The following is a 26,165-nucleotide window of genomic DNA, read 5'->3' as shown; positions in this document are numbered from 1 at the left end:
CCTCCGATGGGGTGGAATCGGGGCCGTGACCGGGTCCGGGGCAGCGGCCGGTGCCGGGCCGGGACGGAGGAGGGACAGGGGCGGAACGACCGCCTCCGCGGCCGTGCGGCCCCGGAGGCACTCGGTGCGGCGGGCGCGTTAGCGTGCCGGTGTGCCCTACTTCGACGCAGCCTCCTCGCTCCCCCTCCACCCCGTCGCCCGCCAGGCGCTGCTCGCCGCGCTCGACGAGGGCTGGGCCGATCCCGCCCGGCTGCACCGGGAGGGCCGGCGGGCCAGGCTGCTGCTGGACGCGGCGCGCGAGGCGGCGGCCGAGGCGGTGGGATGCCGCCCGGACGAACTGGTCTTCACCCCGTCGGGCACCCGCTCCCTGCACACCGGCGTCGCGGGCGCGCTCGCCGGGAGGCGGCGGGCCGGGCGCGCCCTGGTGGTCTCCGCCGTGGAGCACTCCGCCGTGCTCCACGCCGCCGAGGCCCACGAGGCCGGCGGCGGGACGGTGGTCCGTGTGCCGGTGGACCGCACGGGCCGGGTGGACGCGGCGGCCTTCGGCGCGGCGCTGCGGGGCGGCTCCCCGGGGCCGGGGACCGCGCTGGCCTGCCTGCAGTCCGCCAACCACGAGGTGGGCACCGAGCAACCGGTGGAGGAGGTGGCCGGGGTCTGCGCCGAGGCCGGGGTACCGCTGCTGGTGGACGCCGCCCAGTCGCTGGCGTGGGGCCCGGTGCCCGGACGGTGGTCCCTGCTGGCGGCCAGTGCGCACAAGTGGGGCGGTCCGGGCGGGGTAGGTCTGCTGGCGGTACGCAAGGGGGTTCGGTTCGCCCCGCCGGCCCCGGCGGACGAGCGGGAGTCGGGCCGCTCCCCCGGCTTCGCCGACCTCCCCGCGATCGTCGCGGCGGCGGCTTCGCTGCGGGCGGTACGGGCGGAGGCGGACGCCGAGGCGGCACGGCTGCGCGCCCTGGTGGACCGCGTACGCGCCGAGGTGCCCGCGCTGGTGCCGGACGTGGAGGTGGTGGGCGATCCGGTGCGCCGGCTGCCGCATGTGGTGACGTTCTCCTGCCTGTACGTGGACGGCGAGGCGCTGCTCCACGCCCTGGACCGGGCGGGGTTCTCGGTCTCCTCCGGGTCCTCGTGCACCTCCAGCACGCTGACGCCCAGTCATGTGCTGCGCGCGATGGGGGTGCTGTCGGAGGGGAACGTACGGGTGTCGCTGCCACCGGGCACGGCCGAGGCGGACGTCGAGGCGTTCCTGGCGGTGCTGCCGGAAGCGGTGCGGGAGGTGCGCGACCGGCTCCGGGTGCCGTCCGCCGCCGTGGCCGACGCCCCGCACGCCGCGGCAGGCGGACCGGGAGACGGGGAGGGCGAGGGGACCGGCGGGCCCGCGGGCATGGACTCCGGCCGGGAGGCGGACCTCACCGTCGACTCCCGGGGCAAGCGGTGCCCGATCCCGGTGATCGAACTGGCGAAGGTGATCGGCCGGGTGCCGGTGGGCGGCACGGTCCTGCTGCTGGCCGACGACGAGGCGGCCCGGCTGGACGTCCCGGCCTGGTGCGAGATGCGCGGTCACGAGTACCTGGGCGTCAGGGGCCACGCCCACCGGGTGCGCCGCACCGCCTGAGGCCCTCTCCGCCCCCGGCCGCCGCCGGGGGCGGGCCCGCACCGGAACGCGCGCCGGCGTGTACTCAGGACAGGCAGGCCCGTACCTGGGCCGCGGCGTCCTCGCCGTAGGCCTTGGTGAAGCGCTCCAGGAAGTGGGAGCGCTTCAGCTCGTACTCCTGGGTGCCCAGCGTCTCGATCACCAGGGTGGCGAGCATGCAGCCGAGCTGTGCGGCGCGCTCCAGTCCGAGGTCCCAGGCCAGGCCCGACAGGAAGCCGGCGCGGAAGGCGTCTCCGACGCCCGTCGGGTCGACCTTGGCCTCCTCCTCCGGGCAGGGGACGGTGAGGGTCTCGTGGCCCGCCCGCTCGATGCGGACCCCGTCGGAGCCCAGCGTGGTGACACGGGCGCCGACCCGGTCGAGGATGTCCTGTGCGCCCCAGCCGGTCTTGGACTCCACCAGCCCGGCCTCGTACTCGTTGGTGAACAGGTAGGCCGCGCCCTCGGTGAGTCCGCGGATCTCCTCCCCCTCCATCCGGGCGAGCTGCTGGGAGTAGTCGGCGGCGAAGGGGATGGAGCGGGTGCGGCACTCCTCGGTGTGGCGCATCATCGCCTCGGGGTCGTCCGCTCCGATGTGGACCAGGTCCAGCCCGCCGACCCGGTCGGCGACCGTCTTGAGCTCGATCAGCCGGGCCTCGCTCATGGCGCCGGTGTAGAAGGTGCCGATCTGGTTGTGGTCGGTGTCGGTGGTGCACACGAAGCGCGCGGTGTGCAGGATCTCGGAGATGCGCACCGACGCGGTGTCCACGCCGTGCCGCTCCAGCCAGGCGCGGTACTCCTCGAAGTCGGCGCCCGCCGCCCCCACGAGGATCGGGCGCACCCCGAGCTGGCCCATGCCGAAGCTGATGTTCGCGCCGACACCGCCGCGCCGGATGTTGAGGGTGTCTGCCAGGAAGGACAGCGACACCGTGTGAAGCCGGTCGCCGACGAGCTGGTCGGCGAAGCGGCCGGGGAAGGTCATCAGATGGTCGGTGGCGATGGAGCCGGTGACAGCGATACGCACGGCGGGCTGCTCCTGGGGAGGCGGGACTGCGGGTACACCACGCTACTTCCTCGCCGCCTCCTTCCCGCCCGGAGCCTCCTGTCCCGCCGCGGCCGCGCACCGGTGGAACCGTCCGCGGCCCGCTCCCGTCACATCGGCGCACGGCAGGAAAGACAGGCACCGAGGACGCGCGGTGCACGGAACCGAAGGAGCGATGCGGTGAGCGCCGACCACACCCCGGAATCCACCCGAACCCGGCGACGCGGGCTGACGACCGTCTCGGTGGCCCTCGCCGTCCTGCTGGCCGGAGGCGGCGGCGCGTACTGGGCCTCGACCGCCGGGAGCGGCGGGGCCTCGGACGCGGCCGGGCAGGGCGGCCGGGACAGGCCCGCGCCGCTGGTCCTGGACGGCTACGGGCAGGCCCGCGCCGCCTCGCCGGAGCGCGGGATCGCGCCCGGCGAGCCGGCCCCCGGCGGCCCGGTCTACAAGGCGTCCGGCCCGCTGCCCGACGGCCCGGCCTCGGCCCCGGTGTACCGGCCCGCGGGGAAGGTCGGCGAGGAGGAGGTGGCCGAGCTGGCGAGGGCTCTGGAGGTGCGCGGCGAGGTCCGCGGGAAGGACGGCTCCTGGACGGTCGGCGGCGAGGACGCGAACCTCACCGTGGACGCCGCTTCGGGCGCCTGGTCGTTCACCGGCGCGGTGCCGCTGAAGGCCGGGGAGGTATCCGAGAAGGAGGCGAAGGAGGCGGCCCGGCCCGTCGTGGAGGCCCTCGGTCTGGAGGGCGCCGAGGTGGACGCCGGTCAGGAGCGGGGCGGGCTGCGGATCGTCCGGGTCGAGCCCCGGCAGGACGGGCTGCCCGTCCACGGCTGGACGACCGAGATCGGTGTCGCCCACGAAGGCGCTCTGGCGAGCGGCAGCGGAAGGGCGATCGCGCTGGAGAAGGCCGGCGGGGGCGCCGGGTACCCGGTCATGGACGCCGGGGAGACCCTGGCCGCGCTCAACGAGCGCGGCGGCCGGGTGGACCTGGGCCTGAAGTGCTCCGGGCCGTCGCGAGAAGACGCGCCGAAGCCGGAGCCGGGGAAGGCCGGACCGGGGGCCGGGCAGCCGGGAGACGTCCCGCCCGCCGACGGCGATCCGGAGCGGCCGGGCGGTGCGGGCGATCCCGAGCCCTGCGGCCCGGCCGTGGACAGTGAGCCGGTGAGGGTGACGGGGGCGGAGTTCGGACTGTCGCCGTACTCCTCGCAGGGGCGCGAACTGCTCGTTCCCTCCTGGCTGTTCGAGGTGGCGCCGGAGGGCGGGGGGACGCACACGGTGGCCCACCCGGCGGTGGAGCCGGAGTTCCTGGCGCCGCCCTCCGCCGGGGACGGGGACGGCTCCACGTCCGCGCCGGGTGCTCCGGGCCCGCGTCCCGGGGAGCGGATCGAGACCGCCACCTACGTCGAGGAGTACGGGCCGAAGGACCGCAGGCTCACCGTCCACTTCTGGGGCGGGGTGTGCGACGAGTACCGCGCGAGTGCCGAGGAGAGCGCCGGGAAGGTGACGGTGCGGATCACCGGCGAGCCCAGGGAGCCGGGCAGGGCCTGTGTGATGGTCGCCAAGGACATGACCGTGGAGGTGGAGCTCGACGAGCCGGTCGGCGACCGCGACATCGTGGACGGAAAGGGCGAGAGGCTGCCCGAGGGCGCTCCGAAGGAGTGAACGCGGGGGAGGGCGCGGGCCGGGCCCGCGCCCTCCCCCGCTTCCCCGGTGCGGCGTGTGAGGTGCGGTGCGCGGCGTGCCGGAGCGGCGCGCCGAAGGCGGCGGCCCCGGTCGGGGTCGCCGCCTTCGGTGTGTCGTGTGCGCGCCGGTTCCGGGCGGCTGCCCGGAACCGGCCGGAGCGGCTCGGCTGAAGCGGCTCAGCTGAAGGAGTCGCCGCAGGCGCAGGAGCCCGTGGCGTTCGGGTTGTCGATGGTGAAGCCCTGCTTCTCGATGGTGTCGACGAAGTCGATGGAGGCGCCGCCCAGGTACGGAGCGCTCATCCGGTCGGTCACGACGCGGACACCGTCGAACTCCTTGACGACGTCGCCGTCCAGCGACCGCTCGTCGAAGAAGAGCTGGTACCGCAGGCCGGAGCAGCCGCCGGGCTGAACGGCGACGCGCAGGGCCAGGTCCTCACGGCCCTCCTGTTCGAGCAGGCTCTTGACCTTCGCCGCGGCGGCGTCGGACAGGATGATTCCGTCAGTCGTCACAGCGGTCTCGTCCGATACGGACATCTGCTTCTCTCCCGGGTTGTACGGACTGCTCTGCCGCCTGCTCAACAGACGGCTTCCCGGTTTCATTCCAGGCCGGGCGCGTCTTGCGTCTTTCATGCTCGCATACCCGGCGCCCGGCGGTCACTCCCACGCGGGCGGGCGGGGATGCGTCACATTGACGCGATCGGCATCGTCAATATGACGTGAAGGGGTTATGATAGATAGCGTCAATCCGACGAAAAGACCCGCTGAGTCGATGAAAGGGTGCGTGCCGTGAACACCGCCCCGCCTTCCGCCCCCGCCCCGGTCACCCCCGGGGACGCCCTGGACGTCCAGCCGACCCCGCTGGCCCTTCTCCTCCTCGGCCGCGACGCCGACCCGAGGAGCGAGCGCGGAGTGGAGTGCCCCGGCGACCTGCCCTCCCCGTCGGACCCCGGCCTGATCGAGCGCGCCCGTGCGGCGAAGGAGCGGCTGGGTGAGAAGGTCTTCGTGCTCGGCCACCACTACCAGCGCGACGAGGTCATCCAGTTCGCCGACGTCACCGGCGACTCCTTCAAGCTCGCCCGGGACGCCGCCGCCCGCCCGGAGGCGGAGTACATCGTCTTCTGCGGCGTGCACTTCATGGCCGAGTCCGCCGACATCCTCACCTCCGACCGGCAGCAGGTCGTCCTGCCCGACCTGGCCGCGGGCTGCTCGATGGCGGACATGGCCACCGCCGAGCAGGTCGCCGAGTGCTGGGACGTGCTGACCGAGGCGGGCGTCGCCGGCACCACCGTCCCGGTCTCGTACATGAACTCCTCGGCCGACATCAAGGCCTTCACCGGGCGGCACGGCGGCACCATCTGCACCTCCTCCAACGCCAGGCGGGCGCTGGACTGGGCCTTCGGGCAGGGGGAGAAGGTGCTGTTCCTGCCCGACCAGCACCTGGGCCGCAACACCGCCGTGCGGGACATGGGGATGTCCCTGGAGGACTGCGTCGTCTACAACCCGCACAAGCCGGGCGGCGGTCTGACCGCCGAGGAGCTGCGGGCGGCGAAGATGATCCTGTGGCGCGGTCACTGCTCGGTGCACGGGCGCTTCACGCTGGACTCGGTGAACGACGTGCGCGAGCGCGTTCCCGGCATCAACGTGCTGGTGCACCCCGAGTGCCGTCACGAGGTCGTCGCGGCGGCCGATCACGTGGGCTCCACCGAGTACATCATCAAGACCCTGGAAGCGGCCCCGGCCGGCTCCAAGTGGGCGATCGGCACCGAGCTCAACCTGGTGCGCCGACTGGCGAACCGCTTCGCCCCCGAGGGCAAGGAGGTCGTCTTCCTGGACCGGACGGTCTGCTTCTGCTCGACCATGAACCGGATCGACCTGCCCCATCTGGTGTGGGCCCTGGAGTCGCTGGCCGACGGCAAGGTCGTCAACCGCATCCAGGTCGACCCGGAGACCGGGAAGTTCGCCAAGCTGGCCCTGGAGCGGATGCTCGCCCTGCCGTGAGCCCCGGCAGGTCCGTGCGAGACGCGTGACGCGCGTGACCGGGCGCGGCGCGGTCGGCCAGGATGGCCGTCATGCTGCTGCGCCCGGTACGCGACCGCGAGGACGACGCCCAGGCCGTGCGGTTCGTCGCGGACGCCGCCCTCCTGGCACCGCCGTCCCCCCGCGATCCGCCGCCCGGCCGCGCGCCGCTGCCCGCGCCGGCGGTCCGCCGCCACTACCACACCCGCCATCTGACCCGCACCGACCCCGGCGGCTGCTGGCTGGCCGAGGACGCCGCCGGACGTCCCGTCGGGGTCGTGCTGTCCGCGCGGCGGGAGGGCACCTGGGGGCTGTCACTGCTCGCGGTGCTGCCCGAGGCGCGGGGCAGGGGCGTGGGCGGGGCCCTGCTGAAGCGCGCGCTGGAGTACGGCCGCGGCTGCCTGCGCGGGATCGCCCTGGTGCCGCCCCACCCGGTCGCGGCCCGCGTCTGCCGCCGGGCGGGTCTGGATCTGCACCCGGCCACCCGGCTGACGGGGACGGTCTCGACCGCCTCGCTCCCCGCTCCCGACGGCGCGGTGGCCGCGGGCGGCCCCGGGGACCGCGACCTGATGGACTCGGTGGACCGCCGGCTGCGCGGCGGCGCCCACGGGCCGGACCACGAGGAGCTGCCGCGCCACGCCGGGCTGCTGGTCACCGACGATTTCGCCGGCAGCGGCTACTGCTACCTCTCCGGCGGTCCCGGGGACCCCGGCGGCCCCGGGGCCGAGGTGCGGGTGGAGCTGCTGGGCGCGACCTCGCGACGGCTGGCCACCCGGCTGCTGACCGCCGCCCTGGGGGCTGCGGGCGAGGGCCGCCGGGTGCGGATCGAAGGTCTGACCGCCGAGCAGCAGTGGGCGCTGGACGTCGGGCTGGCCGCCGGACTGGAGCCGGACGCCGCGGGCTGGGTGGGGCTGCGCGGGATGCGGCCGCCGTCGCCGTACATCCCCTCCGCGCCGTTCCCGTAGCGCCCGCCGCCGCGAACGGCTCCCGGCCTCTCAGGCGGGGGCGTCGGCGGGGAACAGCCCGTCCTCGCCCAGCATGGCGCGCACCTCTTCCAGCGTGGCGCCGGGCTCGGGCAGGATCAGGTCCGAGGGCTCCAGGGCGTCGTCCGGCAGCGGTGTGCCCAGCGAGCGCACGGCGTCCAGCAGGGCTTCGAGGGTGCGGCGGAAGCCCGCCTCGTCACCGTGCTCCATCTCGTGGAGCAGCTCGTCGTCCAGTGCGTTCAGGCCGGGCAGGTGGCTGTCGTCCAGCCTGACCTGCCCCTCACCCATGATCCGTACGATCACGGCGGTCTCCTTCCGGGCTTCCCGGAGGACGGGTGCCCGGTGCGCCGGGGGTGATGCTCCCCGGCGCACCGCTGCTGCTACTGCTTGTCGAAGCGGGGGGCGTCCTGGGACCGCGGCGCCTGCCGGGGCTGCTGCTGGGGCTGCGCGGCCTGCTCCTGCCCGCCCTCGATGGCCTGCCGGTCGCCGCCGGTGCCGCCGGCCAGCTCGGCCTTCATCCGCTGGAGCTCCAGCTCCACGTCGGAGCCGCCGGAGATGCGGTCCAGCTCGGCCGCGATGTCGTCCTTGGCCATTCCGCTGGAGTCGTCCAGGGCTCCGGAGGCGAGCAGTTCGTCGATCGCCCCGGCCCGGGCCTGGAGCTGCGCGGTCTTGTCCTCGGCCCGCTGCACGGCCAGGCCAACGTCGCCCATCTCCTCGGAGATGCCGGAGAAGGCCTCGCCGATGCGGGTCTGGGCCTGGGCGGCGGTGTAGGTGGCCTTGATGGTCTCCTTCTTGGTGCGGAAGGCGTCCACCTTGGCCTGGAGGCGCTGGGCGGCGAGGGTGAGCTTCTCCTCCTCGCTCTGGAGCGTCTGGTGCTGCTGCTCCAGGTCGGTCACCTGCTGCTGTAGGGCGGCGCGGCGGGAGAGCGCCTCGCGCGCCAGGTCCTCGCGGCCGAGGGCGAGCGCCTTGCGGCCCTGGTCCTCCAGCTTGGAGGACTGGCCCTGGAGCTGGTTGAGCTGGAGCTCCAGCCGCTTGCGGGAGGTCGCCACGTCGGCGACCCCGCGGCGCACCTTCTGCAGCAGTTCGAGCTGCTTCTGGTACGAGTAGTCGAGTGTCTCGCGCGGATCCTCGGCCCGGTCCAGGGCCTTGTTGGTCTTCGCGCGGAAGATCATCCCCATACGCTTCATGACACCGCTCATGGGCTTCGCGCGCCCCCTTCGAAGACGGACTGAATCTCGCACACCGACAGGTCCCACCCTACGGGCCCTGCTTCCATTACCGCACTGTCCGGACCCGGAAGTGCTCCTCCTCCAGGACGATCGGCGAACGGTGTTCCTCCCGCCCAGGAAGTAGCAGGGGGTTCGGTGACCCGCCGTTGCCGGATCGTTCCCCGTGGGGGTGGGGGCCACACCTGGTCGCCCCGTACTCTTGGCAGTGTGTTCCGAAGCCGTTCTCGTGATGAGCAGACCGCCTCCCCCCGGGAGAGCGCGGAGCTGACCAAGCAGCGCCGTGACCCGCAGGCCCCCAAGGGCCGCCCCACGCCCAAGCGCAGCGAGGCCGAGGCGCTGCGCCGTGCCGTGGCCAAGCCCCCGGCCGATCGCAAGGAGGCCTCCAGGCGCGCCCGCGAGGCCCGCCGCGCCGAGCTGGCGCGGCAGCGCGAGGCCCTGGCCGGCGGCGACGAGCGCTATCTGCCGGCCCGCGACCGCGGCCCGGTTCGGCGCTACGCCCGCGACTTCGTCGACGCCAAGTGGCACGTCGCGGAGTTCTTCCTGCCACTGGCCGTGGTCATCCTGATCCTGAGCATGATGCCGTCGATGCAGGTGAAGAACGCCTCCCTGCTGCTGTGGCTGGGCGTCATCGTGATGATCGTCGTCGACTCCTTCCTGACCGGCTTCCGGCTGAGGAAGGCCCTGGCCGAGCGCTTCCCCGACGAGAACCGGCGGGGTGCGGTGGCCTACGCGCTGATGCGTACCCTCCAGATGCGCCGCATGCGGCTGCCCAAGCCGCAGATCGCCCGCGGCGAGGCCCCGCGCCGCTGACGGGGCGCGAAGTGGATCACTTATCCCGGCCGAGCAGCGACGGACCAACGGCGGACCCATCGATGGACACAGCCGTACGACACGACGAGGACCACGCGGACGCACCGCGCGACGCCCTGCCCCACGACGACGCCGTGGGGCAGGCGCTGGTCGCCCGGCAGCTGGAGGAGCAGATCACCTCGCGCTTCCCCGTGGGGCGGCGGCTGCGCGTCCTGGACGTGGCACTGCGCCACGGGCTGCAGGCGCTGGCCCTGGCCCGCGCCGGGCACGAGGTGACCGGCCTGGAGTCCGACCCCGCCCTCGCGGACGCCGTACGCCGGGGCCTCGAGGGGGAGCCGGCGGGCATACGGGAGCGGATGCGCGTCGTCCCGGGCGACAGCCGCAGCACCGGCGCGCACTTCCTGCCCGGCTCCTTCGACGTGGTGCTCTGCCACGGGGTACTGGCCCCCGGCGACGGGGCGGGTCCGCTGCTGGCCGGGCTGGGCCGGGTGCTGGCCCCCGGCGGGCTGCTGTCGCTGCTGGTGCCCAACACCGAGGCGGCGGCCATGCGGCCGGGGCTGGCCGGTGACTGGGCCGGCGCCCTGGCCCGCCTCGCCCCGCCCGGCCCGGCCGAGCGCGCCCTGCGCCGCGAGGCGCTGACCGCCACCCTGGCCGGTATGAGCACCCCGGTGCACCGGTGGTACGGGGTGCGGGTCTTCACCGGTGAGGACTGCCCCCTGCCCGGCGGTGAGGACGGTGAGCGGCTGCTGGCCGCCGAGGAGCGGGCCGGGCGCACCGATCCGTACCGCGCGGTGGCGGCACTGCTGCACCTGTGCGCCGCACGCGGCTGAGCGTCCCGGTCCCGGCGCGCGGCGGACGGTCCCCGCACGCACCGCGTTTCCGGCCGCTCCCCCGTGGGGACCCGGACACTCCGCGGTCCGGTCGCTCCGGCCGCGCGGACCTGTGGAAGACCCGCGGAAGACCGGTAAGGGGGCACCTGTTCCCATGACCCGTTCCCCATCGCGCGGCGGGCGCCGCGCACAGGGCGCCGCCGCCCTGTGCGCGGCCGCCGTGCTGCTCGCCGGCTGCACCGGCTCGGACTCCCCCGGCGACGCCGGCGCCTCGCCCTCCCCCAGCGCCACCGTCCCCGTTCCGGCCACGGCCGGCGACCTGCAGGAGTCCTTCCAGAAGGTGGTCGACCAGGTCCTGCCGTCCGTCGTCCAGGTCACCACCGGGGAGGGGCTGGGCTCGGGCGTGGTCTACGACGGCGAGGGCCACATCGTCACCAACGCCCATGTGGTGGGGGACGCCGAGCGGTTCCGGATCACCATGGCCACCGGGCGGGACGAACTGGACGCGGAGCTGGTCGCCAGCTATCCGGAGGAGGACCTGGCGGTGGTGAAGCTCACCGACCCGCCCGGCGGCCTGCGCCCGGCGACCTTCGGGGACTCGGGCGAGGTGGACGTCGGCCAGATCGTCCTGGCCATGGGCAACCCGCTGGGGCTGTCCTCCAGCGTCACCGAGGGGATCATCTCGGCCACCGGCCGCGCCATCAGCGAGGGCAGCGCCGAGGCCACCATCGGCAACCTGATCCAGACCTCGGCCCCGATCAATCCGGGCAACAGCGGCGGTGCGCTGGTCGACCTCTCCGGCCGCGTCATCGGCGTGCCCACCCTGGCCGCCCGCTCCCCCGGCGGGGACGGCGGCACGGCGCCGGGCCTGGGTTTCGCCATCCCCTCCGACACCGTCCGGCACCTGGCCGACCAGATGATCGAGCACGGCGAGGTGGTCGACTCCGACGAGGCCGCGATCGAGGCGACGGTGCGCACCGTCCTGGGCGAGGACTACCGGCCCGCCGGGGTCGCGATCGTGGAGACCGAGGAGGGCGGCGCGGCGGACGAGGCCGGCCTCCGGGCGGGCGATGTGATCGTCGGGCTCGGCGGCGAGGAGATCCCCGACACCACCGCGCTGGCGGAGGCGCTGGCCTCCCGTGAGCCGGGCGACGAGGTGAGGATCACCTACCGGCGCGACGGCGGGGAGCGGACCGTCACGGTCATCCTGGGCGAGCGCTGACGGCGGGGCGGCCCCGGGCTCAGGGACCGGCGGGCCCCGGAGCCCGGGGCCGCGGGGCCCGGCGCGCGGGGCCCGGCCTCCACCGGGCTCCGCGGGCCCAAACCCTCAGGCCTCCTCGGCCGCGCTCAGGCTCATGGGCCCGTAGATCTCGGTGCCGTCCTCCAGCAGTCTCACCTGCTCGACACCGCCCTCCAGCAGTTCCCTCCAGGTCTCGCCGATCCAGCTCTCCGCGTCCCCCTGGGTGGAGAACTCCTCCGGCCGGACGGCCGGCTCCGTCTCCGTGCCGTCGGCCTTCTCGAACCGCCACGTCCACGCCATGTGCGCCTCCCCTGTTCCTTGTCCGTACCCTGTCCGCGGCCCGTCCCCGTGCCGTACCGCGCCGGCTGCCGCCGTACGTCCACAGATCCTGTCCCGCTGTCCGCAGATTAGGCCCTGCCCTGCCGATCCGAGCGGACCGGCCCCGCCCCCTCGCGCGGCGGCCCGGCGGGCGCGAGACGATCGTGCCGTGGAACTGACTCTGCTCGGCACCGGCGCCCCCGCCGGCCTCCCCAGGCCCGGCTGCCCCTGCGCGGCCTGCGCCACCGCCGCACGTGACCGGGCGCGGGCGGCGACCGCGCTGCTCGTGGACGGCGTCCTGCTGCTCGACCTGACCCCCGGCCCCGTTCTGGCGGCCGCCCGCGCGGGCAGTTCGCTGCACGGTGTACGGCAGGTGCTGCTGTCCCACTCCCCCGAAGGCCCCCGCGAAGGGCCGGCCCCGGAGGTTCCGGCCGGGCTGCCCGCGCCGGTGCGGGTGCCCGATGGGCGGAGGCTGACGCTGATCAGCGGCCACCGGGTGCGGGCCGTGGCGCCGGACGGGCCGGGCACCGGGTACGAGATCGGCGGACCCGACGGTGAGCACCTGCTGTACCTGCCGCCGGGGGCCGGCCTCGCGGACCCGCCGTCCGACGGCTCCCGTGCCCCGTACGCCCTGGTGCTGATGGACGTCCTGGGCCGTCCCGACGCGCTCGCCCGGCTGCGGGCGGCCGGGGCCGTGGGCCCGACCACTGACGTGCTGGCCGTCCACATCGACCACGATGTGCCGCCCGGCCCCGAACTGCACCGGCGGCTGGCCGCCGCGGGGGCCCGTACCGAGCCGGACGGCGCCACGGTGGTGGTCGGCGACTACCGGGCGGTCCCCGATCTGCCGCGGCGCACGCTGGTCCTGGGCGGCGCGCGCTCGGGCAAGTCCGCCGAGGCCGAGCGGCGGCTGGCGGCCTTCCCGGACGTGCTGTACGTCGCCACGGGCGGCACCCGGGACGGCGACCGGGAGTGGGCGGCCCGGGTGGCCGCCCACCGGGAGCGCCGCCCGTCCTCCTGGCGCACGGCCGAGACCTGCGACCTGGTGCCGCTGCTCACCGCGGAGGACGCCCCGCCGGTGCTGGTCGACTGCCTGGCCCTGTGGCTGACCGACGCGATGGACCGCGCCGGCGCATGGGACGAGGACCGCTGGAGAAGCGGCGAGGCCCCCCGCGCGCTGGCCGGGCGGACCGGCGCCCTGGTCGCGGCCTTCCGGGCCGCCTCCCGCACGGTGGTGGCGGTCAGCAACGAGGTCGGCTCGGGCGTGGTGCCCGCCACCGCCGCCGGCCGCCGCTTCCGCGACGAGCTGGGCCGGCTGAACGCGGCGGTGGCGGCCGAGTGCGAACACGTCCTGCTGGTCACGGCGGGCACCGCCCTGCCGCTGCGCGGCTGAGCGCCGGCCGGGGGCCGTAAGGGGAACGGTAGTGTCGCTCCCATGAGCGACGGCAGCCTGAATCTCGACGACTTCGGCGACCTCATCGAGCGTCCCGACAGCGGCGTCCGCCGGGACGCCGAGGAGCGGCGCGCCCGGACCGGCCTGCCGGCCGGGGCACTGGGGCGGCTGGACGAACTGGGCGAGTGGCTGGCGGCGGCGCAGGGCCGCGTCCCCGTGGAGCCCGTCTCGCGGCCGAAGGCCGTGCTGTTCGCCGGGGACCACGGGGTGGCCCGGCTGGGCGTCTCCGCCCGGCCCGCCGGGGGCGCGCACGCCCTGGTGCGCGCCGCCCTGGACGGCACGAGTCCGGCGGCGGTGCTGGCGCGCCGTCTCGACGTGCCGCTGCGGATCGTCGACATGTCGCTGGACTGCGACCCGGGCGAGCTGCCCGCGGAGGTCACCCGCCATCGGGTGCGGCGCTCCGGCGGACGTCTGGACACCGAGGACGCCCTGACCGCCGAGGAGGCCGAGCGCGCCTTCCGGGCCGGGATGGCCGTCGCCGACGAGGAGGCCGACGCCGGGACCGATCTGGTGGTCCTGGGCGACATCTCCGTCGGCGGCACCACGGCGGCCGGTGTGCTGGTCGCCGCCCTGTGCGGCACCGACGCCTCCGTGGTCACCGGCCGCGGCGGCGGGCGCATCGACGACCTGGCCTGGATGCGCAAGTGCGCGGCGATCCGCGACGGGCTGCGCCGCGCCCGGCCCGTCCTGGGGGACCAGCTGAGGCTGCTGGCGACCGTCGGCGGGGCGGACCTGACCGCGATCACCGGCTTCCTGCTCCAGTCGGCCGTGCGCCGCACCCCCGTGGTCCTCGACGGCGTGGTCGGCGCCGCGTGCGCGCTGGTCGCCCAGCGCGTGGCGTTCCGGGCGCCGGACTGGTGGCTGGCCGGTTCGGCGAGCGGGGAGCCCGCGCAGGCCAAGGCGCTGGACCGGATGGCACTCGACCCGCTGCTGGACCATGGCGTCACCGCGGGCGAGGGCACCGGCGCGCTGCTCGCCCTCCCCCTGGTCCGGGCCGCGGCCGCGCTGGCGGCGGAGCTGCCGGTGCGCCAGGGGCTTCAGGGACAGGAGGGCGCCGCGCCGACGGAGCCGGCCGCGGACCGGGCCGGCGCCGTGCGGACGCTCGACGCCACCTGAACCGGTCCACCATCCGAGCCGGTCCGCCGGCCGAGCCCGGCCGTCCTCTCGCAGGCAGAACGCAGGAGAGCCCGTGGACACCGTCCCGCAGCCGCCGCAGGACCCGCCACCGCGGCATCCGCCGCCCGCCCCGCCGCACCCGGCCCCGCCGCCCGCCGGCGTGCGGGACGGGGTGCGCTTCGCCTTCGGCACGCTCACCGTGCTGCCGGTCTCCGGTGCCCGCTGGGACCGGCCCGCGGCCCGCACGGGCATGGTGTGCGCCCCGCTGGTGGGCCTGGTGGCCGGGCTGTGCGCGGCCGCCGCCGGGGGCGTCGCGCTGCTGCTGGGCGCCTCACCGCTGCTCGCGGCGGTCGCCACCGTCGCGGTGCCCGCCGTGCTGACGCGCGGCCTGCACCTGGACGGGCTCGCGGACGTCGCCGACGGCCTGGGCAGCGGCCGCCGGGCCGAGGGCGCGCTGGAGGTGATGAAGCGCTCCGACATCGGCCCGTTCGGAGTGGTCACCCTGCTGCTGGTGCTGCTCGCCCAGGTCGCGGCGGTGGCCGGGGCGTACGCCGCCGGCTGGGCCTGGGGCGCGGCCGCGGTGACCGTCTCCGCGGTGACCGCGCGCGCCGCGCTGACGCTCGCCGCCCGTGAGGGCGTCCCCGCGGCCCGCCCCGGCGGGCTGGGCGCGGCGGTCGCCGGGGTGGTGCCTCCGCGGGCCGCCGCCCTGACCTGCGCGGCGGTGGTCTCGGCGGCGGCCGGCGCGGGGGCGCCGTGGGGACCGTACGGGGCCGTGCGGTGTGCCGCGGCGGTCGTGGTGGCGCTGGGCGCGGCGCATCTGCTGCTGTCCCGCTGTCGCCGCAGACTGGGCGGGGTGACCGGCGACGTCTTCGGCGCGGTGGGCGAAACCGCGCTGACCGCCTGCCTGGTGGTGCTTGCGCTGGGTTGACCCCCCTCGGAGAATTCCGCGGGACGGTTCGTGCTTCCGTCACGCCCCGCCACCGGTTCCGAGCGGTGAGCGGAAACCACCGCCCGGAGCCGACGGCGGGGCGCTTCGGACCGCGACGTAGGCTCGGCCCGTGCCCGAAGCCGTGCACATCCACTCGGCTTGCCCATCGGAAGAGGGATTCCCACCACTGTGTCTGCTCTCACTCTCAGTTCCTCGTCCGCCGCGACGCTGCGCGCGGACGCCGTCGTCGTCGGTGTGGCCAAGGGCCCGGACGGGCCCGTGGTCGCTCCGGGCGGCGAGACCCTGGACCAGGCGTTCGGCGGCTCCCTGGCCGGCGTCCTGGACACCCTCGGCGCGTCGGGCGGCGAGGGGGAGGTCACCAAGCTGCCCGCCCCGGACGGGGTGAAGGCCGATCTGGTGCTGGCGGTCGGGCTCGGTGACGCCCCGGAGGGGGACGGGCCGTACGACCCGGAGGCGCTGCGCCGCGCGGCCGGTGCGGCCGCCCGCGCGCTGGCCGGCCGGAAGAAGGCCGGCTTCGCCCTGCCGGCCGGGGACGAGGCGTCCCTGGCCGCCGTCTGCGAGGGCGCGCTGCTGGGGGCCTACTCCTTCACCGAGTACCGCGGCAAGGAGGACAAGAACGCCAAGGACGGCAAGGGCGCCGCCAAGGGGAAGAAGGGCAAGGGCGGGGGCGGCGACAGGAGCGCCCCGCTCGCCGAGGTCACCGTGCTCGGCGCCAAGCCCCGCGACAAGGCGCACAAGGCCGCCGCAGAGCGGGCCGAGGTGCTGGCCGCGGAGGTCAACCGCGCCCGCGACCTGGTCAACACACCCTCCAACGACCTGTTCCCCAAGTCCTTCGCTTCCGCCGCGCAGAGCGCGGCCAAGGAGCACGGGCTGACGGTGGAGGTGCTGGACGAGAAGGCGCTGGCCAAGGGCGGTTACGGCGGCATCCTCGGCGTCGGGCAGGGCTCGGCGAACCCGCCGCGCCTGGTGCGCCTGTCCTACACCCACTCCAAGGCGAAGAAGACCCTGGCCCTGGTCGGCAAGGGCATCACCTACGACTCGGGCGGCATCTCGCTCAAGCCGGCCGGCCACAACGAGACCATGAAGTGCGACATGAGCGGCGCCGCCGCCGTCTTCGCCGCCGTGGTCGCCGCCGCCCGCCTGGGCCTGCGGGTGAACGTCACCGGCTGGCTGGCGCTGGCGGAGAACATGCCGTCGGGCACCGCGACCCGGCCGGGCGACGTCCTGACCATGTACAGCGGCAAGACGGTCGAGGTGCTCAACACCGACGCCGAGGGCCGCCTGGTGCTGGCCGACGCCCTGACCCGGGCCTGCGAGGAGAAGCCGGACGCGGTGGTGGACGTGGCCACCCTGACCGGCGCGATGATGCTGGCGCTGGGCGGCCGCACGTTCGGTGTGATGGCCAACGACGACGCCTTCCGCACGGCCGTCCACGACAGCGCGACCGAGGTGGGCGAGCCGTCGTGGCCGATGCCCCTGCCCGGCCATCTGCGCAAGGGCATGGACTCGCCGATCGCCGACATCGCCAACATGGGCGAGCGGATGGGCGGCGGCCTGGTGGCCGGCCTGTTCCTGAAGGAGTTCGTCGCCGAGGGCACCGCCTGGGCGCACCTGGACATCGCCGGTCCGGCCTTCAACGAGTCCGGCCCCTTCGGCTACACCCCGAAGGGCGGCACTGGCAGCGCGGTGCGCACCCTGGTCCGCCTCGCCGAGCGCGCCGCGGCGGGGGACGTTCTGTGACGGTCGCCCGACGGCCCCGGTGAGGGCCGCACCGCCGGGGCCCGGAGGCTCTCCGCCTCCGGGCCCCGGCGCGCGTCACGGCCTGTTGCGGCCTGTAGCGGCCGCGGCGCGTTCGCTGTGAGCGATCCCGGTCGGCCTACTGTCCGGTAGACACGCGTACCCGCTCGCAATCCTCCTGTTCATCTGGGTATGAGGGGCTGGGACACCGGCCCGGCGTCCCACTGTCCGCCGACAAGTGCAAAGATGTTGTCTCGGCAGGACAGGGCCCGCTCAACCCACAGGGCCGAGCAAGAAGCGGCCGAACATACAGCCGCCCGGTCTCCGACGGACCGGCTCCGGCGTACCCATGCATGGAGGACGTGACGTGGCGAACGACGCCAGCACCGTTTTCGACCTAGTGATCCTCGGAGGCGGTAGCGGCGGTTATGCCGCTGCCCTGCGGGCTTCGCAGCTGGGTCTGGACGTCGCCCTGATCGAGAAGGACAAGGTCGGCGGCACCTGTCTGCACTACGGCTGCATCCCGACGAAGGCCCTGCTGCACGCCGGCGAGGTGGCCGACTCCGCGCGCGAGAGCGCCGGCTTCGGCGTCAAGGCCACCTTCGAGGGCATCGACATGCCGGCCGTCCACAAGTACAAGGACGGTGTGATCTCGGGTCTGTACAAGGGCCTGCAGGGGCTGATCGCCTCCCGCAAGATCACCTACGTGGAGGGCGAGGGCCGCCTCTCCTCCCCGACCTCGGTGGACGTGAACGGGCAGCGCTACGAAGGCCGGCACGTCCTGCTGGCCACCGGCTCGGTGCCCAAGTCGATCCCGGGTCTGGAGATCGACGGCAACCGGATCATCAACTCCGACCACGCGCTGAAGCTGGACCGCGTGCCGCAGTCCGTCGTCATCCTGGGCGGCGGCGTCATCGGCTGCGAGTTCGCCTCCGCGTGGAAGTCCTTCGGCACCGACGTCACCATCGTCGAGGGCCTGCCCCACCTGGTGCCGGCCGAGGACGAGAACAGCTCCAAGCTGCTGGAGCGCGCCTTCCGCAAGCGCGGCATCAAGTTCTCGCTCGGCTCCTTCTTCGAGAAGGCGGAGTACACCGACAACGGTGTGAAGGTCTCCCTGGCCAACGGCAAGGAGTACGAGGCCGAGCTGCTGCTCGTCGCCATCGGCCGCGGTCCGGTCTCGCAGGGGCTGGGCTACGAGGAGGCCGGGGTGAACATGGACCGCGGTTACGTCCTGGTGGACGAGTACTGCCGCACCAACGTGCCCACCGTCTCGGCCGTCGGCGACCTCATCCCGACCCTCCAGCTCGCCCACGTCGGCTTCGCCGAGGGCATCCTGGTGGCCGAGCGGCTGGCCGGCATGGACGTCGTGCCGATCGACTACGACGGCGTGCCGCGGGTGACCTACAGCCACCCGGAGGTCGCCTCCGTCGGTCTGACCGAGGCCAGGGCCAAGGAGATCCACGGCGCGGACAAGGTCGTGACGCTGAAGTACAACCTCGGCGGCAACGGCAAGAGCAAGATCCTCAAGACCCAGGGCGAGATCAAGCTCGTCCAGGTCCGCGACGGTGCCGTGGTCGGTGTCCACATGGTCGGTGACCGGATGGGCGAGCAGGTCGGCGAGGCCCAGCTCATCTACAACTGGGAGGCTCTGCCCGCCGAGGTCGCGCAGCTCGTCCACGCGCACCCGACGCAGAACGAGGCCCTCGGCGAGGCCCACCTGGCCCTGGCCGGCAAGCCGCTGCACTCCCACGACTGATCCTCCCGGGCGCGAGAGCACCACGCCATTCGCACTTTTCGTTAGGAGCAACCGAAACCATGGCGGTTTCCGTAACCCTGCCGGCGCTCGGCGAGAGCGTCACCGAGGGCACCGTCACCCGCTGGCTGAAGGCCGAGGGTGAGCACGTCGAGGCCGACGAACCCCTGCTGGAGGTCTCGACCGACAAGGTCGACACCGAGATCCCCTCCCCCGCCTCCGGCACCCTGTCCTCCATCAAGGTCGCCGAGGACGAGACGGTCGAGGTCGGCGCCGAGCTGGCCGTGATCGACGATGGGGCATCCCCGCCGCAGGCAGGGGAAGGAAGCGGCGCCCCGGCCGAGGCCGAGGCGCCCGCCCAGGCCGAGGCCTCGGCTCCCGAGCCGCAGGCCGCCCCCGCGCAGCCCCAGGCCCGGCCCGAGCCGCAGGCGGAGCCCGAGCCCGCCCAGGCCCCGGCTCCGCAGCAGGCCGCCCCGTCCGGCGGTGCGGCGGAGGGCACCGATGTGGTACTGCCGGCGCTCGGCGAGTCCGTCACCGAGGGCACCGTCACCCGCTGGCTGAAGTCGGTCGGCGACGAGGTCGAGACCGACGAGCCGCTGCTGGAGGTCTCGACCGACAAGGTCGACACCGAGATCCCGGCCCCCGCCTCCGGCACCCTGCTGGAGATCGTGGTGGGCGAGGACGAGACGGCGGAGGTCGGCGCGAAGCTGGCCGTGATCGGCGCCGCCGGTGCCGCTCCGGCCCAGGCCCCCGCCCCGGCACAGCCCGAGCCGCAGGCACAGCCCGAGCCGCAGGCCGAGGCTCCCGCCCCGGCGCCCGAGCCGAAGCCCGAGCCGCAGGCCTCCCCCGCGCAGCCCCAGGCCCGGCCCGAGCCCGCTCCGGCTCCGGCGCAGCCCGAGCCCGCCGAGCAGGCGCCCGCCGCCGAGGCTCCCGCTCCCGCCCCGGCGCAGGCCCCGGCACCGGCGGCCCCGGCCGGTGGCGGCGAGGGCGCCTATGTGACCCCGCTGGTGCGCAAGCTCGCCGCCGAGAACGGCGTCGACCTGTCCACCGTCAAGGGCACCGGCGTCGGCGGCCGTATCCGCAAGCAGGACGTCGTGGCCGCGGCCGAGGCGGCCAGGGCGCAGGCCGCCCAGGCGCCGGCCGCCGCACCGGCGGGCCGCGGCCCGGCCAAGGCCGAGCCGTCGCCGCTGCGCGGCCGGACGGTGCCGATGACCCGCATCCGCAAGGTCATCGCCGAGAACATGATGAAGGCGCTGCACAACCAGGCGCAGCTGTCCACCGTGGTCGAGGTGGACGTCACGCGGATCATGCGGCTGCGGGCCCGGGCCAAGGAGGACTTCCTGGCCCGCGAGGGCGTCAAGCTCTCCCCGATGCCGTTCTTCGTCAAGGCCGCCGCCGAGGCCCTGAAGGCCCACCCGTCGATCAACGCCAAGATCAACGGCGACGGGACCGTGACCTACCACGACGTCGAGAACATCGGCATCGCGGTGGACTCGGAGAAGGGCCTGATGGTCCCGGTCATCAAGGGCGCGGGCGACCTGAGCCTGGCCGGCATCGCCAAGAAGACCGCGGAGCTGGCGGGCAGGGTCCGCACCGGCAAGCTCAGCCCGGACGACATGTCCGGCGGCACGTTCACGATCAGCAACACCGGCTCGCGCGGTGCGCTGTTCGACACGATCATCGTGAACTACCCGCAGGTGGCCGAGCTGGGCATCGGCGCCACCGTGCGCCGCCCGGTCGTGGTGGACCACCCGGAGCTGGGCGAGACCATCGCCGTCCGGGACATGGTCTACCTGACCCTGTCCTACGACCACCAGCTGGTCGACGGCGCGGACGCCGCCCGCTACCTGACGGACGTCAAGGCCCGTCTGGAGGCCGGCGAGTTCGAGGGCGAGCTGGGTCTCTGACCGCTCCCCCGCATCGGCGCCCCCGCCCGGAACGGATCCGGGCGGGGGCGCCGCCGTGCGGGCGGGGCCCGTATCGTCGTTGTCCTCCCCCCCGAAGAAGGCAGACAAGGAGCGCCCATGGCCCCGCCCGTCGTCCACTCCCTGCGCGAGCAGATCCGCGAGCACATCGTGGAGGGCATCGTCCGCGGGCGCTGGAAGCCGGGCGAGCGCATCGTGGAGCGGCGGATCGCCGTGGAGCTGGAGGTCAGCCAGACACCCGTGCGCGAGGCGCTGCGCGAGCTGGAGGCGCTGCGGCTGATCGAGTCGGCGCCGAACAAGGGCGTGCGGGTGCGGAACCTGACGGCGGCCGATCTGGAGGAGATCTACCCGGTGCGTGCCGGGCTGGAGCAGATCGCCGCCGAGCTGGCCGCCGACCGCCTGTCGGGGGACACCTCGGCGCTGGAGGAGCACGTGGCGCGGCTGTACGAGGCGGACCGGGCCGGGGACGGCGAGGCGCAGGTGCGGCACACGGTCGCCTTCCACCGGGAGCTGGTGCGCGCGTCCGGGAACAGCGTGCTGCTGCACACCTGGGAGTCGCTGGGCATCGGGGTGTGGACCACGCTCGCCATCCGCTGGCTGGGCACCCGGCAGCAGTCGTACGCCGAGGAGCACGAGGCGGTAGTGGAGGCGTTCCGCGGGCGCGATCCGCGCATCGGCGAGCTGGTCAAGGAGCACGTACTGGGGTGTGCACCCCGTGCCTGATTCGCGGCACTGAATGCCAATTTCGTTCTTCCGGCGCTTTTTCGGCTCCCACCCTTTGATCGATCATCGATCGTGGGCGTACAGTCCGGCAGTGGGTGTGACACCCCCCACCCCATGTCCCGTTCTGTCCGGAAGGCGGCCACACCATGACCGACGCCGAACGCGCCCCCAGCGAGCTCGACCAGCTCGTCGACCGCGATCCCGAGGAGACCGCCGAGTGGGCCGCGTCCCTGGACGCCGTCGCCCGCGAGGCCGGTCCGCACCGGGCGGCGTACCTGATGCGGCGCACCCTGGAGCACGCCGGCCGCACCGGAATCGGCCTCCCCGCGCTGCCGGAGACGGACTACGTCAACACCGTCCCCACCGCCGCCGAGCCCGCCTTCCCCGGCGACGAGGACATGGAGCGGCGGATCGCCGCCTGGAACCGCTGGAACGCCGCCGCCATGGTCACCCGCGGCTCCCGCTTCGGCGTCGGCGGCCACATAGCCACCTTCGCCTCCGCCGCCTGGCTCTACGAGACCGGCTTCAACCACTTCTTCCGCGGCAAGTCCTCACCCGAGGCCCCCGGCTCCGGCGACCAGCTCTACATCCAGGGCCACGCCTCCCCCGGCATCTACGCCCGCGCCTTCCTCGACGGACGGCTGACCGAAGCGCAGCTGGACAACTTCCGCCGGGAGGCCGGCGGCGGCGGGCTGCCCTCCTACCCGCACCCGCGCCGGCTGCCCTGGCTGTGGGAGTTCCCGACCGTCTCCATGGGCCTGGGCCCGCTCTCGGCGATCTACCAGGCCCGCTTCAACCGCTATCTGGCCGGCCGCGGCATCAAGGACACCTCCGGCAGCCGCGTGTGGGCCTTCCTCGGCGACGGCGAGATGGACGAGCCGGAGTCGACCGCCGCCCTCGCCCTCGCCGCGCGCGAGGGGCTGGACAACCTCACCTTCGTGGTCAACTGCAACCTCCAGCGCCTGGACGGCCCGGTACGCGCCAATTTCCGAGTCGTGCAGGAGCTGGAAGCGCAGTTCCGCGCCGCCGGCTGGCACGTCGTCAAGTCGCTGTGGGGGTCGGCCTGGGACGACCTGCTCGCCATGGACACCACCGGCGCCCTGGTCAGGCGGCTGCGCGAGGTGCCCGACGCCCAGTTCCAGACCTACGCCACCCGCGACGCCGCCTACATCCGCGAGCACTTCTTCGGCGCCGACCCGGCGCTGGCCGAGATGGCGGAGGTGCTGACCGACGCGAAGATCATCGAGTGCTTCCACACCTCGCGCGGCGGCCACGAGCCCCGCAAGGTGTACGCCGCCTACCGGGCCGCGCTCGAGCACGAGGGCGCGCCGACGGTGATCCTGGCGCAGACCGTCAAGGGCCACACCCTCGGCCGGGGCTTCGAGTCCAAGAACGCCAACCACCAGATGAAGAAGCTGACGGCCGACGAGTTCAGGGACATGCGCGACCTGCTCGGCCTGCCGATCCCCGACAGCGCCCTGGGCGACGGCCCGGTGCCCTACGGCCACCCCGGCCCCGACTCCCCCGAGGCGCGCTACCTCACCGAGCGCCGCGCCGCCCTCGGCGGTCCCGCCCCGGCCCGCCGCACCCATCCGGTCCCGGCGCTGCCCGAGCCGGGAGAGCGCGCCTTCCAGTCCCTGAGGAAGGGGTCGGGCAAGCAGGAGACGGCCACGACCATGGCGTTCGTACGCCTGGTCAAGGACCTGATGCGGGATCCGGAGACCGGCAGGCGCTGGGTGCCGATCGTCCCCGACGAGGCCCGCACCTTCGGCATGGAGTCGCTGTTCCCCTCGGCCGGCATCTACTCGCCCAAGGGCCAGACGTACGAGCCGGTCGACCGCGACCAGCTGATGTACTACAAGGAGGCGGCCGACGGGCAGATCCTCAACGAGGGGATCACCGAGGCCGGCGCCATGGCCGACTTCATCGCAGCCGCCACCTCGTACGCCACGCACGGCGAGCCGATGATCCCGTTCTACATCTTCTACTCGATGTTCGGCTGGCAGCGCACCGGCGACCAGTTCTGGCAGCTCGCCGACCAGCTCGGCCGCGGCTTCGTCGTCGGCGCCACCGCCGGCCGCACCACGCTCACCGGCGAGGGCCTGCAGCACGCCGACGGCCACTCCCACCTGATCGCGGCCACCAACCCGGCCTCGCTCAACTACGACCCGGCCTTCGCCTACGAGATCGCGGTGATCGTGCGCGACGGCCTGCGCCGGATGTACGGGCCGAAACCGGAGGACGTCTTCTACTACCTGACCGTCTACAACGAGCCGAAGGTCCAGCCGCCCATGCCCGAGGGCGTGGAGGAGGGCATCCTCAAGGGTCTGTACCGCTTCCGGGAGGGGACCCCCGCCACGTCCCCCTCCGGTGACGAAACGCCCCGGATCCAGCTGCTGGCCTCGGGAACCGCCATCCACTGGGCGCTGGACGCCCAGCGCCTCCTCGCCGACGACTGGGGCGTGACCGCCGACGTGTGGTCCGCCACCTCCTGGAGCGAGCTGCGCCGCGATGCCCTGTCCTGCGACGCGGCGCAGCTCAACGGCGAGGACCGCGTCCCGTACGTCACCCGCGCGCTGTGCGGCGCGCCCGGTCCGGTCCTCGCGGTCAGCGACTGGATGCGGGCGGTGCCCGACCAGATCGCCCCGTGGGTGGAGCAGGACTGGTCCTCGCTGGGCACCGACGGCTTCGGTCTGTCGGACACCCGCGAGGCGGCCCGCCGCCACTTCGGGGTGGACGCCGAGTCGGTCGCGGTGGCGGCCCTGGACCGGCTGGCCCGGCGCGGCGAGGTCAAGCGGGAGACGGTGCGCGAGGCGGCCGAGCGCTACGGCCTGGCCTGAGGGCACCCGGCCCCGGCCGCCCCTCCCGCCCGGCGGCCCTCCCCGCGCCGCCGGGCGGCTCCGGTCGGCCGGGCGCGTCTCCTCCCACCTGCCGGGAGGCGCGCCCGGCCCCGCTCCGGACCGTGGTCCGGCCGCCCGGGGGTGTCAGTACTCCTCGGTGTGGCCGCGGAGCTTGAGGATGGCCGCGAGCAGCCCGCCCCACACCACGACCATGGCGACGATCATCATCGCGATGGCGCCCGCCGACATCAGTGCCTCCCTTCACCGGGCGTGCCCGGTCGCGTCTCCACGGGGCCGGCCGGCCCCGAAGGCTCCGTACCCGCCGGCTCCGTGCCGCGCGGCCAGGGGAGCAGGGAGGCCAGCACGCCGAAGGCCAGCGCGCCCAGGGCGACCGCCCACCCGGACCAGAACAGGAAGCCGGAGGGGTATCCCCCGTAGTTCTCGTCGAACTCCGAGCGCAGGCTGTCCACCATCATCCAGCCCAGCACCAGCGGGGTGACGACCCCCAGGGCCAGCCGCCACCACACGCCCAGCCGGATGGCGGAGGTGGCGTCCGCGTCCCGCTGGAGCACCGGCAGCCTGCGCAGCACCCAGGCGATGACGATCACCGCGACCAGGGAGGCCAGGGCGATGCCGTAGCGGTTGATGAAGTGGTCGGCGGAGTCCAGCAGGTACAGCCCGCTGTCGGTGGGGAAGAGCAGGACGGACACCAGGGCCGTCAGGCCGCCGGCGCCGAGCACGGCCGGGACGCGCCCGATGCCGGTCTTGTCCTGCACCGAGGCGACCACCACCTCCACGATGGAGATCAGCGAGGTGAAGCCGGCGATCACCAGGGAGCCGAAGAACAGCAGGCCGAACAGGGTGCCCAGCGGCATGTTGGAGATGATCGTCGGGAAGGCGATGAACGCCAGGCCGATGCCGTCGGTGACGGTCTCCCCCACCGGTGTGCCGCTGGCGGCGGAGAGGAAGCCGAGGGTGGCGAACACCCCGATGCCCGCCAGGAGTTCGAAGGAGCTGTTGGCGAATCCGGCCACCAGCGCGGAGCCGGTGAGGTCGGCGCGGCGGCGCAGGTAGGAGGCGTAGGTGATCATGATGCCGAAGCCGACCGAGAGGGAGAAGAAGATCTGCCCGTAGGCGGCGACCCAGACACCGCCCTCGGCCAGCGCACTCCAGTCGGGCGAGAACAGCGCGTCCAGGCCCGTCCCGGCTCCGTCCAGGGTGACCGCGCGGATCACCAGGACGACGAAGAAGACCACCAGCAGCGGGATGAAGATCCGGTTGGCCATCTCGATGCCGCGCCGCACCCCCAGGGCCAGGACGGTCAGGGCCGCGATCCAGATGACCAGCAGCGGCCAGAACACGCCGCCGACGTAGGAGGAGATCCAGCCGGGCTGCTCGGCGGTGCGCAGGAAGTCGCCGAAGAAGTAGGCGTTCGGGTCGTCGCCCCACTGCTCGCCCACCGAGAAGCCCACGTAGCGCACGGCCCAGGCCAGGATCACGGCGTAGTAGGCGGCGATGACGAAGGAGACCGCCACCTGCCACCAGCCGATCGCCTGCGCCGGACCGGACAGCCTGCGGAAAGCGCCGGGCGGGGACTTCCTGTAGCGGCGGCCCAGCGTGTACTCCAGGATCAGCAACGGCAGGCCCGCCGTCAGCAGGGCGATCAGATAGGGCAGCAGGAACGCCCCGCCGCCGTTCTTGTACGCCTCGGAGGGGAAGCGCCAGATGTTGCCGAGCCCGATGGCCGAGCCGATCGCCGCCAGCAGGAAGCCCGTGCGGGTCCCCCACTGGGCGCGGGGCGGCGGGGTCGTCGGGGTGCTGCTGGATTCGGTGGCCATATGCGACGTTCCTCGGCGTTTGTCCCTATGGGTTGACAGCACGCTAACAGCGCGCGCCGCGCC

Annotated in this window: 22 protein-coding genes; 15 read left to right on the top strand and 7 right to left on the bottom strand. The window is 74.3% G+C overall.

The genetic code is table 11. The annotated features are described in order from the left end of the window. Positions 1-151 precede the first annotated feature (151 nt). On the top strand, positions 152-1,609 hold the full coding sequence (locus IQ279_RS01360; protein ID WP_206346380.1) for a cysteine desulfurase/sulfurtransferase TusA family protein: 1,458 nt from the start codon (positions 152-154) through the stop codon (positions 1,607-1,609). A gap of 64 nt (positions 1,610-1,673) precedes the next feature. Here the strand turns inward: IQ279_RS01360 and IQ279_RS01355 are convergent, their stop codons facing one another. After that, positions 1,674-2,648, bottom strand: coding sequence for a carbohydrate kinase family protein (locus tag IQ279_RS01355; RefSeq protein WP_206346379.1), 975 nt, complete (start codon positions 2,646-2,648; stop codon positions 1,674-1,676). Between the two features lie 198 nt (positions 2,649-2,846). On the opposite strand from IQ279_RS01355, the gene IQ279_RS01350 reads away from it, so the two are divergent. Beyond that, complete coding sequence (locus tag IQ279_RS01350) at positions 2,847-4,322, top strand: hypothetical protein (protein ID WP_307791995.1); 1,476 nt, start codon at positions 2,847-2,849, stop codon at positions 4,320-4,322. 197 nt (positions 4,323-4,519) lie between these two features. Here the strand turns inward: IQ279_RS01350 and erpA are convergent, their stop codons facing one another. Beyond that, the gene (erpA, locus tag IQ279_RS01345; RefSeq protein WP_093655108.1) at positions 4,520-4,876 is read right to left on the bottom strand and encodes an iron-sulfur cluster insertion protein ErpA; all 357 of its coding nucleotides are present in this window, start codon (positions 4,874-4,876) and stop codon (positions 4,520-4,522) included. Between the two features lie 243 nt (positions 4,877-5,119). On the opposite strand from erpA, the gene nadA reads away from it, so the two are divergent. Beyond that, positions 5,120-6,340: a quinolinate synthase NadA gene (gene nadA, locus IQ279_RS01340; RefSeq protein WP_206346378.1), complete on the top strand. Its 1,221-nt coding sequence runs from the start codon at positions 5,120-5,122 to the stop codon at positions 6,338-6,340. 71 nt (positions 6,341-6,411) lie between these two features. After that, a complete protein-coding gene (locus IQ279_RS01335) occupies positions 6,412-7,323 on the top strand; it encodes a GNAT family N-acetyltransferase (RefSeq protein ID WP_206346377.1) in 912 nt (303 codons plus the stop codon). Between the two features lie 30 nt (positions 7,324-7,353). Here IQ279_RS01335 and pspAA read toward each other — a convergent pair whose 3' ends face one another. Continuing rightward, entirely contained in the window at positions 7,354-7,644 is a 291-nt protein-coding gene (gene pspAA / locus IQ279_RS01330; RefSeq protein ID WP_093848470.1) for a PspA-associated protein PspAA, read from the bottom strand. 77 nt (positions 7,645-7,721) lie between these two features. Beyond that, a complete protein-coding gene (locus IQ279_RS01325; RefSeq protein WP_206346376.1) occupies positions 7,722-8,528 on the bottom strand; it encodes a PspA/IM30 family protein in 807 nt (268 codons plus the stop codon). A 249-nt stretch (positions 8,529-8,777) separates the two neighbouring features. On the opposite strand from IQ279_RS01325, the gene IQ279_RS01320 reads away from it, so the two are divergent. From IQ279_RS01320 to IQ279_RS01310, 3 genes are all read left to right on the top strand, one after another. After that, positions 8,778-9,380: a DUF3043 domain-containing protein gene (locus IQ279_RS01320; protein ID WP_206346375.1), complete on the top strand. Its 603-nt coding sequence runs from the start codon at positions 8,778-8,780 to the stop codon at positions 9,378-9,380. A 62-nt stretch (positions 9,381-9,442) separates the two neighbouring features. Beyond that, positions 9,443-10,210: a class I SAM-dependent methyltransferase gene (locus IQ279_RS01315; protein ID WP_206346374.1), complete on the top strand. Its 768-nt coding sequence runs from the start codon at positions 9,443-9,445 to the stop codon at positions 10,208-10,210. 154 nt (positions 10,211-10,364) lie between these two features. After that, positions 10,365-11,432, top strand: coding sequence for a S1C family serine protease (locus IQ279_RS01310; RefSeq protein WP_206346373.1), 1,068 nt, complete (start codon positions 10,365-10,367; stop codon positions 11,430-11,432). A 105-nt stretch (positions 11,433-11,537) separates the two neighbouring features. On the opposite strand, the gene IQ279_RS01305 is transcribed toward IQ279_RS01310, so the two are convergent. Continuing rightward, positions 11,538-11,750, bottom strand: a complete 213-nt coding sequence (locus IQ279_RS01305; RefSeq protein WP_093848475.1) for a hypothetical protein — start codon at positions 11,748-11,750, stop codon at positions 11,538-11,540. 187 nt (positions 11,751-11,937) lie between these two features. Between IQ279_RS01305 and IQ279_RS01300 the strand changes: the two genes are divergently transcribed. From IQ279_RS01300 to aceE, 8 genes are all read left to right on the top strand, one after another. Continuing rightward, the gene (locus IQ279_RS01300; protein ID WP_206346372.1) at positions 11,938-13,161 is read left to right on the top strand and encodes a bifunctional adenosylcobinamide kinase/adenosylcobinamide-phosphate guanylyltransferase; all 1,224 of its coding nucleotides are present in this window, start codon (positions 11,938-11,940) and stop codon (positions 13,159-13,161) included. A gap of 42 nt (positions 13,162-13,203) precedes the next feature. Continuing rightward, on the top strand, positions 13,204-14,337 hold the full coding sequence (locus IQ279_RS01295; RefSeq protein WP_206346371.1) for a nicotinate-nucleotide--dimethylbenzimidazole phosphoribosyltransferase: 1,134 nt from the start codon (positions 13,204-13,206) through the stop codon (positions 14,335-14,337). A 73-nt stretch (positions 14,338-14,410) separates the two neighbouring features. After that, entirely contained in the window at positions 14,411-15,265 is an 855-nt protein-coding gene (locus tag IQ279_RS01290; protein ID WP_206346370.1) for an adenosylcobinamide-GDP ribazoletransferase, read from the top strand. A gap of 189 nt (positions 15,266-15,454) precedes the next feature. Next, positions 15,455-17,026 carry a leucyl aminopeptidase gene (locus tag IQ279_RS01285; protein ID WP_206346369.1) on the top strand — a complete coding sequence of 524 codons (1,572 nt, stop codon included), beginning with the start codon at positions 15,455-15,457 and terminating at the stop codon, positions 17,024-17,026. Between the two features lie 364 nt (positions 17,027-17,390). Next, entirely contained in the window at positions 17,391-18,779 is a 1,389-nt protein-coding gene (gene lpdA / locus IQ279_RS01280; RefSeq protein ID WP_206346368.1) for a dihydrolipoyl dehydrogenase, read from the top strand. 59 nt (positions 18,780-18,838) lie between these two features. Then, the gene (gene sucB, locus IQ279_RS01275; RefSeq protein ID WP_206346367.1) at positions 18,839-20,683 is read left to right on the top strand and encodes a 2-oxoglutarate dehydrogenase, E2 component, dihydrolipoamide succinyltransferase; all 1,845 of its coding nucleotides are present in this window, start codon (positions 18,839-18,841) and stop codon (positions 20,681-20,683) included. A 117-nt stretch (positions 20,684-20,800) separates the two neighbouring features. Next, positions 20,801-21,424 (top strand): GntR family transcriptional regulator, encoded by a 624-nt coding sequence (locus IQ279_RS01270; RefSeq protein ID WP_206346366.1) that lies wholly within the window; start codon positions 20,801-20,803, stop codon positions 21,422-21,424. A gap of 146 nt (positions 21,425-21,570) precedes the next feature. Further along, positions 21,571-24,264: a pyruvate dehydrogenase (acetyl-transferring), homodimeric type gene (gene aceE, locus IQ279_RS01265; protein ID WP_206346365.1), complete on the top strand. Its 2,694-nt coding sequence runs from the start codon at positions 21,571-21,573 to the stop codon at positions 24,262-24,264. 144 nt (positions 24,265-24,408) lie between these two features. Here the strand turns inward: aceE and IQ279_RS01260 are convergent, their stop codons facing one another. Then, the gene (locus IQ279_RS01260; RefSeq protein WP_206346364.1) at positions 24,409-24,513 is read right to left on the bottom strand and encodes a methionine/alanine import family NSS transporter small subunit; all 105 of its coding nucleotides are present in this window, start codon (positions 24,511-24,513) and stop codon (positions 24,409-24,411) included. Then, a complete protein-coding gene (locus IQ279_RS01255) occupies positions 24,513-26,102 on the bottom strand; it encodes a sodium-dependent transporter (protein ID WP_206346363.1) in 1,590 nt (529 codons plus the stop codon). The genes IQ279_RS01260 and IQ279_RS01255 overlap by 1 nt, the downstream gene beginning before the upstream one ends. Between the last annotated feature and the right edge of the window lie 63 nt (positions 26,103-26,165).

The organism is Streptomyces verrucosisporus (genome assembly GCF_017114865.1).
GTDB classification, from domain to species: Bacteria; Actinomycetota; Actinomycetes; order Streptomycetales; family Streptomycetaceae; genus Streptomyces; species Streptomyces fenghuangensis.
Note: the sequence above shows the minus strand (reverse complement) of the source record. Positions and strands in the feature narration are given on the sequence as shown.

Bases quoted from the DNA above. Each gene is read 5' to 3' on its own strand.
- erpA (WP_093655108.1), bottom strand. From the start codon at position 4,876: ATGTCCGTATCGGACGAGACCGCTGTGACGACTGACGGAATCATCCTG.
- IQ279_RS01335 (WP_206346377.1), top strand. From the start codon at position 6,412: ATGCTGCTGCGCCCGGTACGCGACCGCGAGGACGACGCCCAGGCCGTG.
- IQ279_RS01325 (WP_206346376.1), bottom strand. From the start codon at position 8,528: ATGAAGCGTATGGGGATGATCTTCCGCGCGAAGACCAACAAGGCCCTG.
- IQ279_RS01315 (WP_206346374.1), top strand. From the start codon at position 9,443: ATGGACACAGCCGTACGACACGACGAGGACCACGCGGACGCACCGCGC.
- IQ279_RS01310 (WP_206346373.1), top strand. From the start codon at position 10,365: ATGACCCGTTCCCCATCGCGCGGCGGGCGCCGCGCACAGGGCGCCGCC.
- IQ279_RS01305 (WP_093848475.1), bottom strand. From the start codon at position 11,750: ATGGCGTGGACGTGGCGGTTCGAGAAGGCCGACGGCACGGAGACGGAG.
- IQ279_RS01295 (WP_206346371.1), top strand. From the start codon at position 13,204: ATGAGCGACGGCAGCCTGAATCTCGACGACTTCGGCGACCTCATCGAG.
- sucB (WP_206346367.1), top strand. From the start codon at position 18,839: ATGGCGGTTTCCGTAACCCTGCCGGCGCTCGGCGAGAGCGTCACCGAG.
- IQ279_RS01270 (WP_206346366.1), top strand. From the start codon at position 20,801: ATGGCCCCGCCCGTCGTCCACTCCCTGCGCGAGCAGATCCGCGAGCAC.
- aceE (WP_206346365.1), top strand. From the start codon at position 21,571: ATGACCGACGCCGAACGCGCCCCCAGCGAGCTCGACCAGCTCGTCGAC.
- IQ279_RS01260 (WP_206346364.1), bottom strand. From the start codon at position 24,513: ATGTCGGCGGGCGCCATCGCGATGATGATCGTCGCCATGGTCGTGGTG.
- IQ279_RS01255 (WP_206346363.1), bottom strand. From the start codon at position 26,102: ATGGCCACCGAATCCAGCAGCACCCCGACGACCCCGCCGCCCCGCGCC.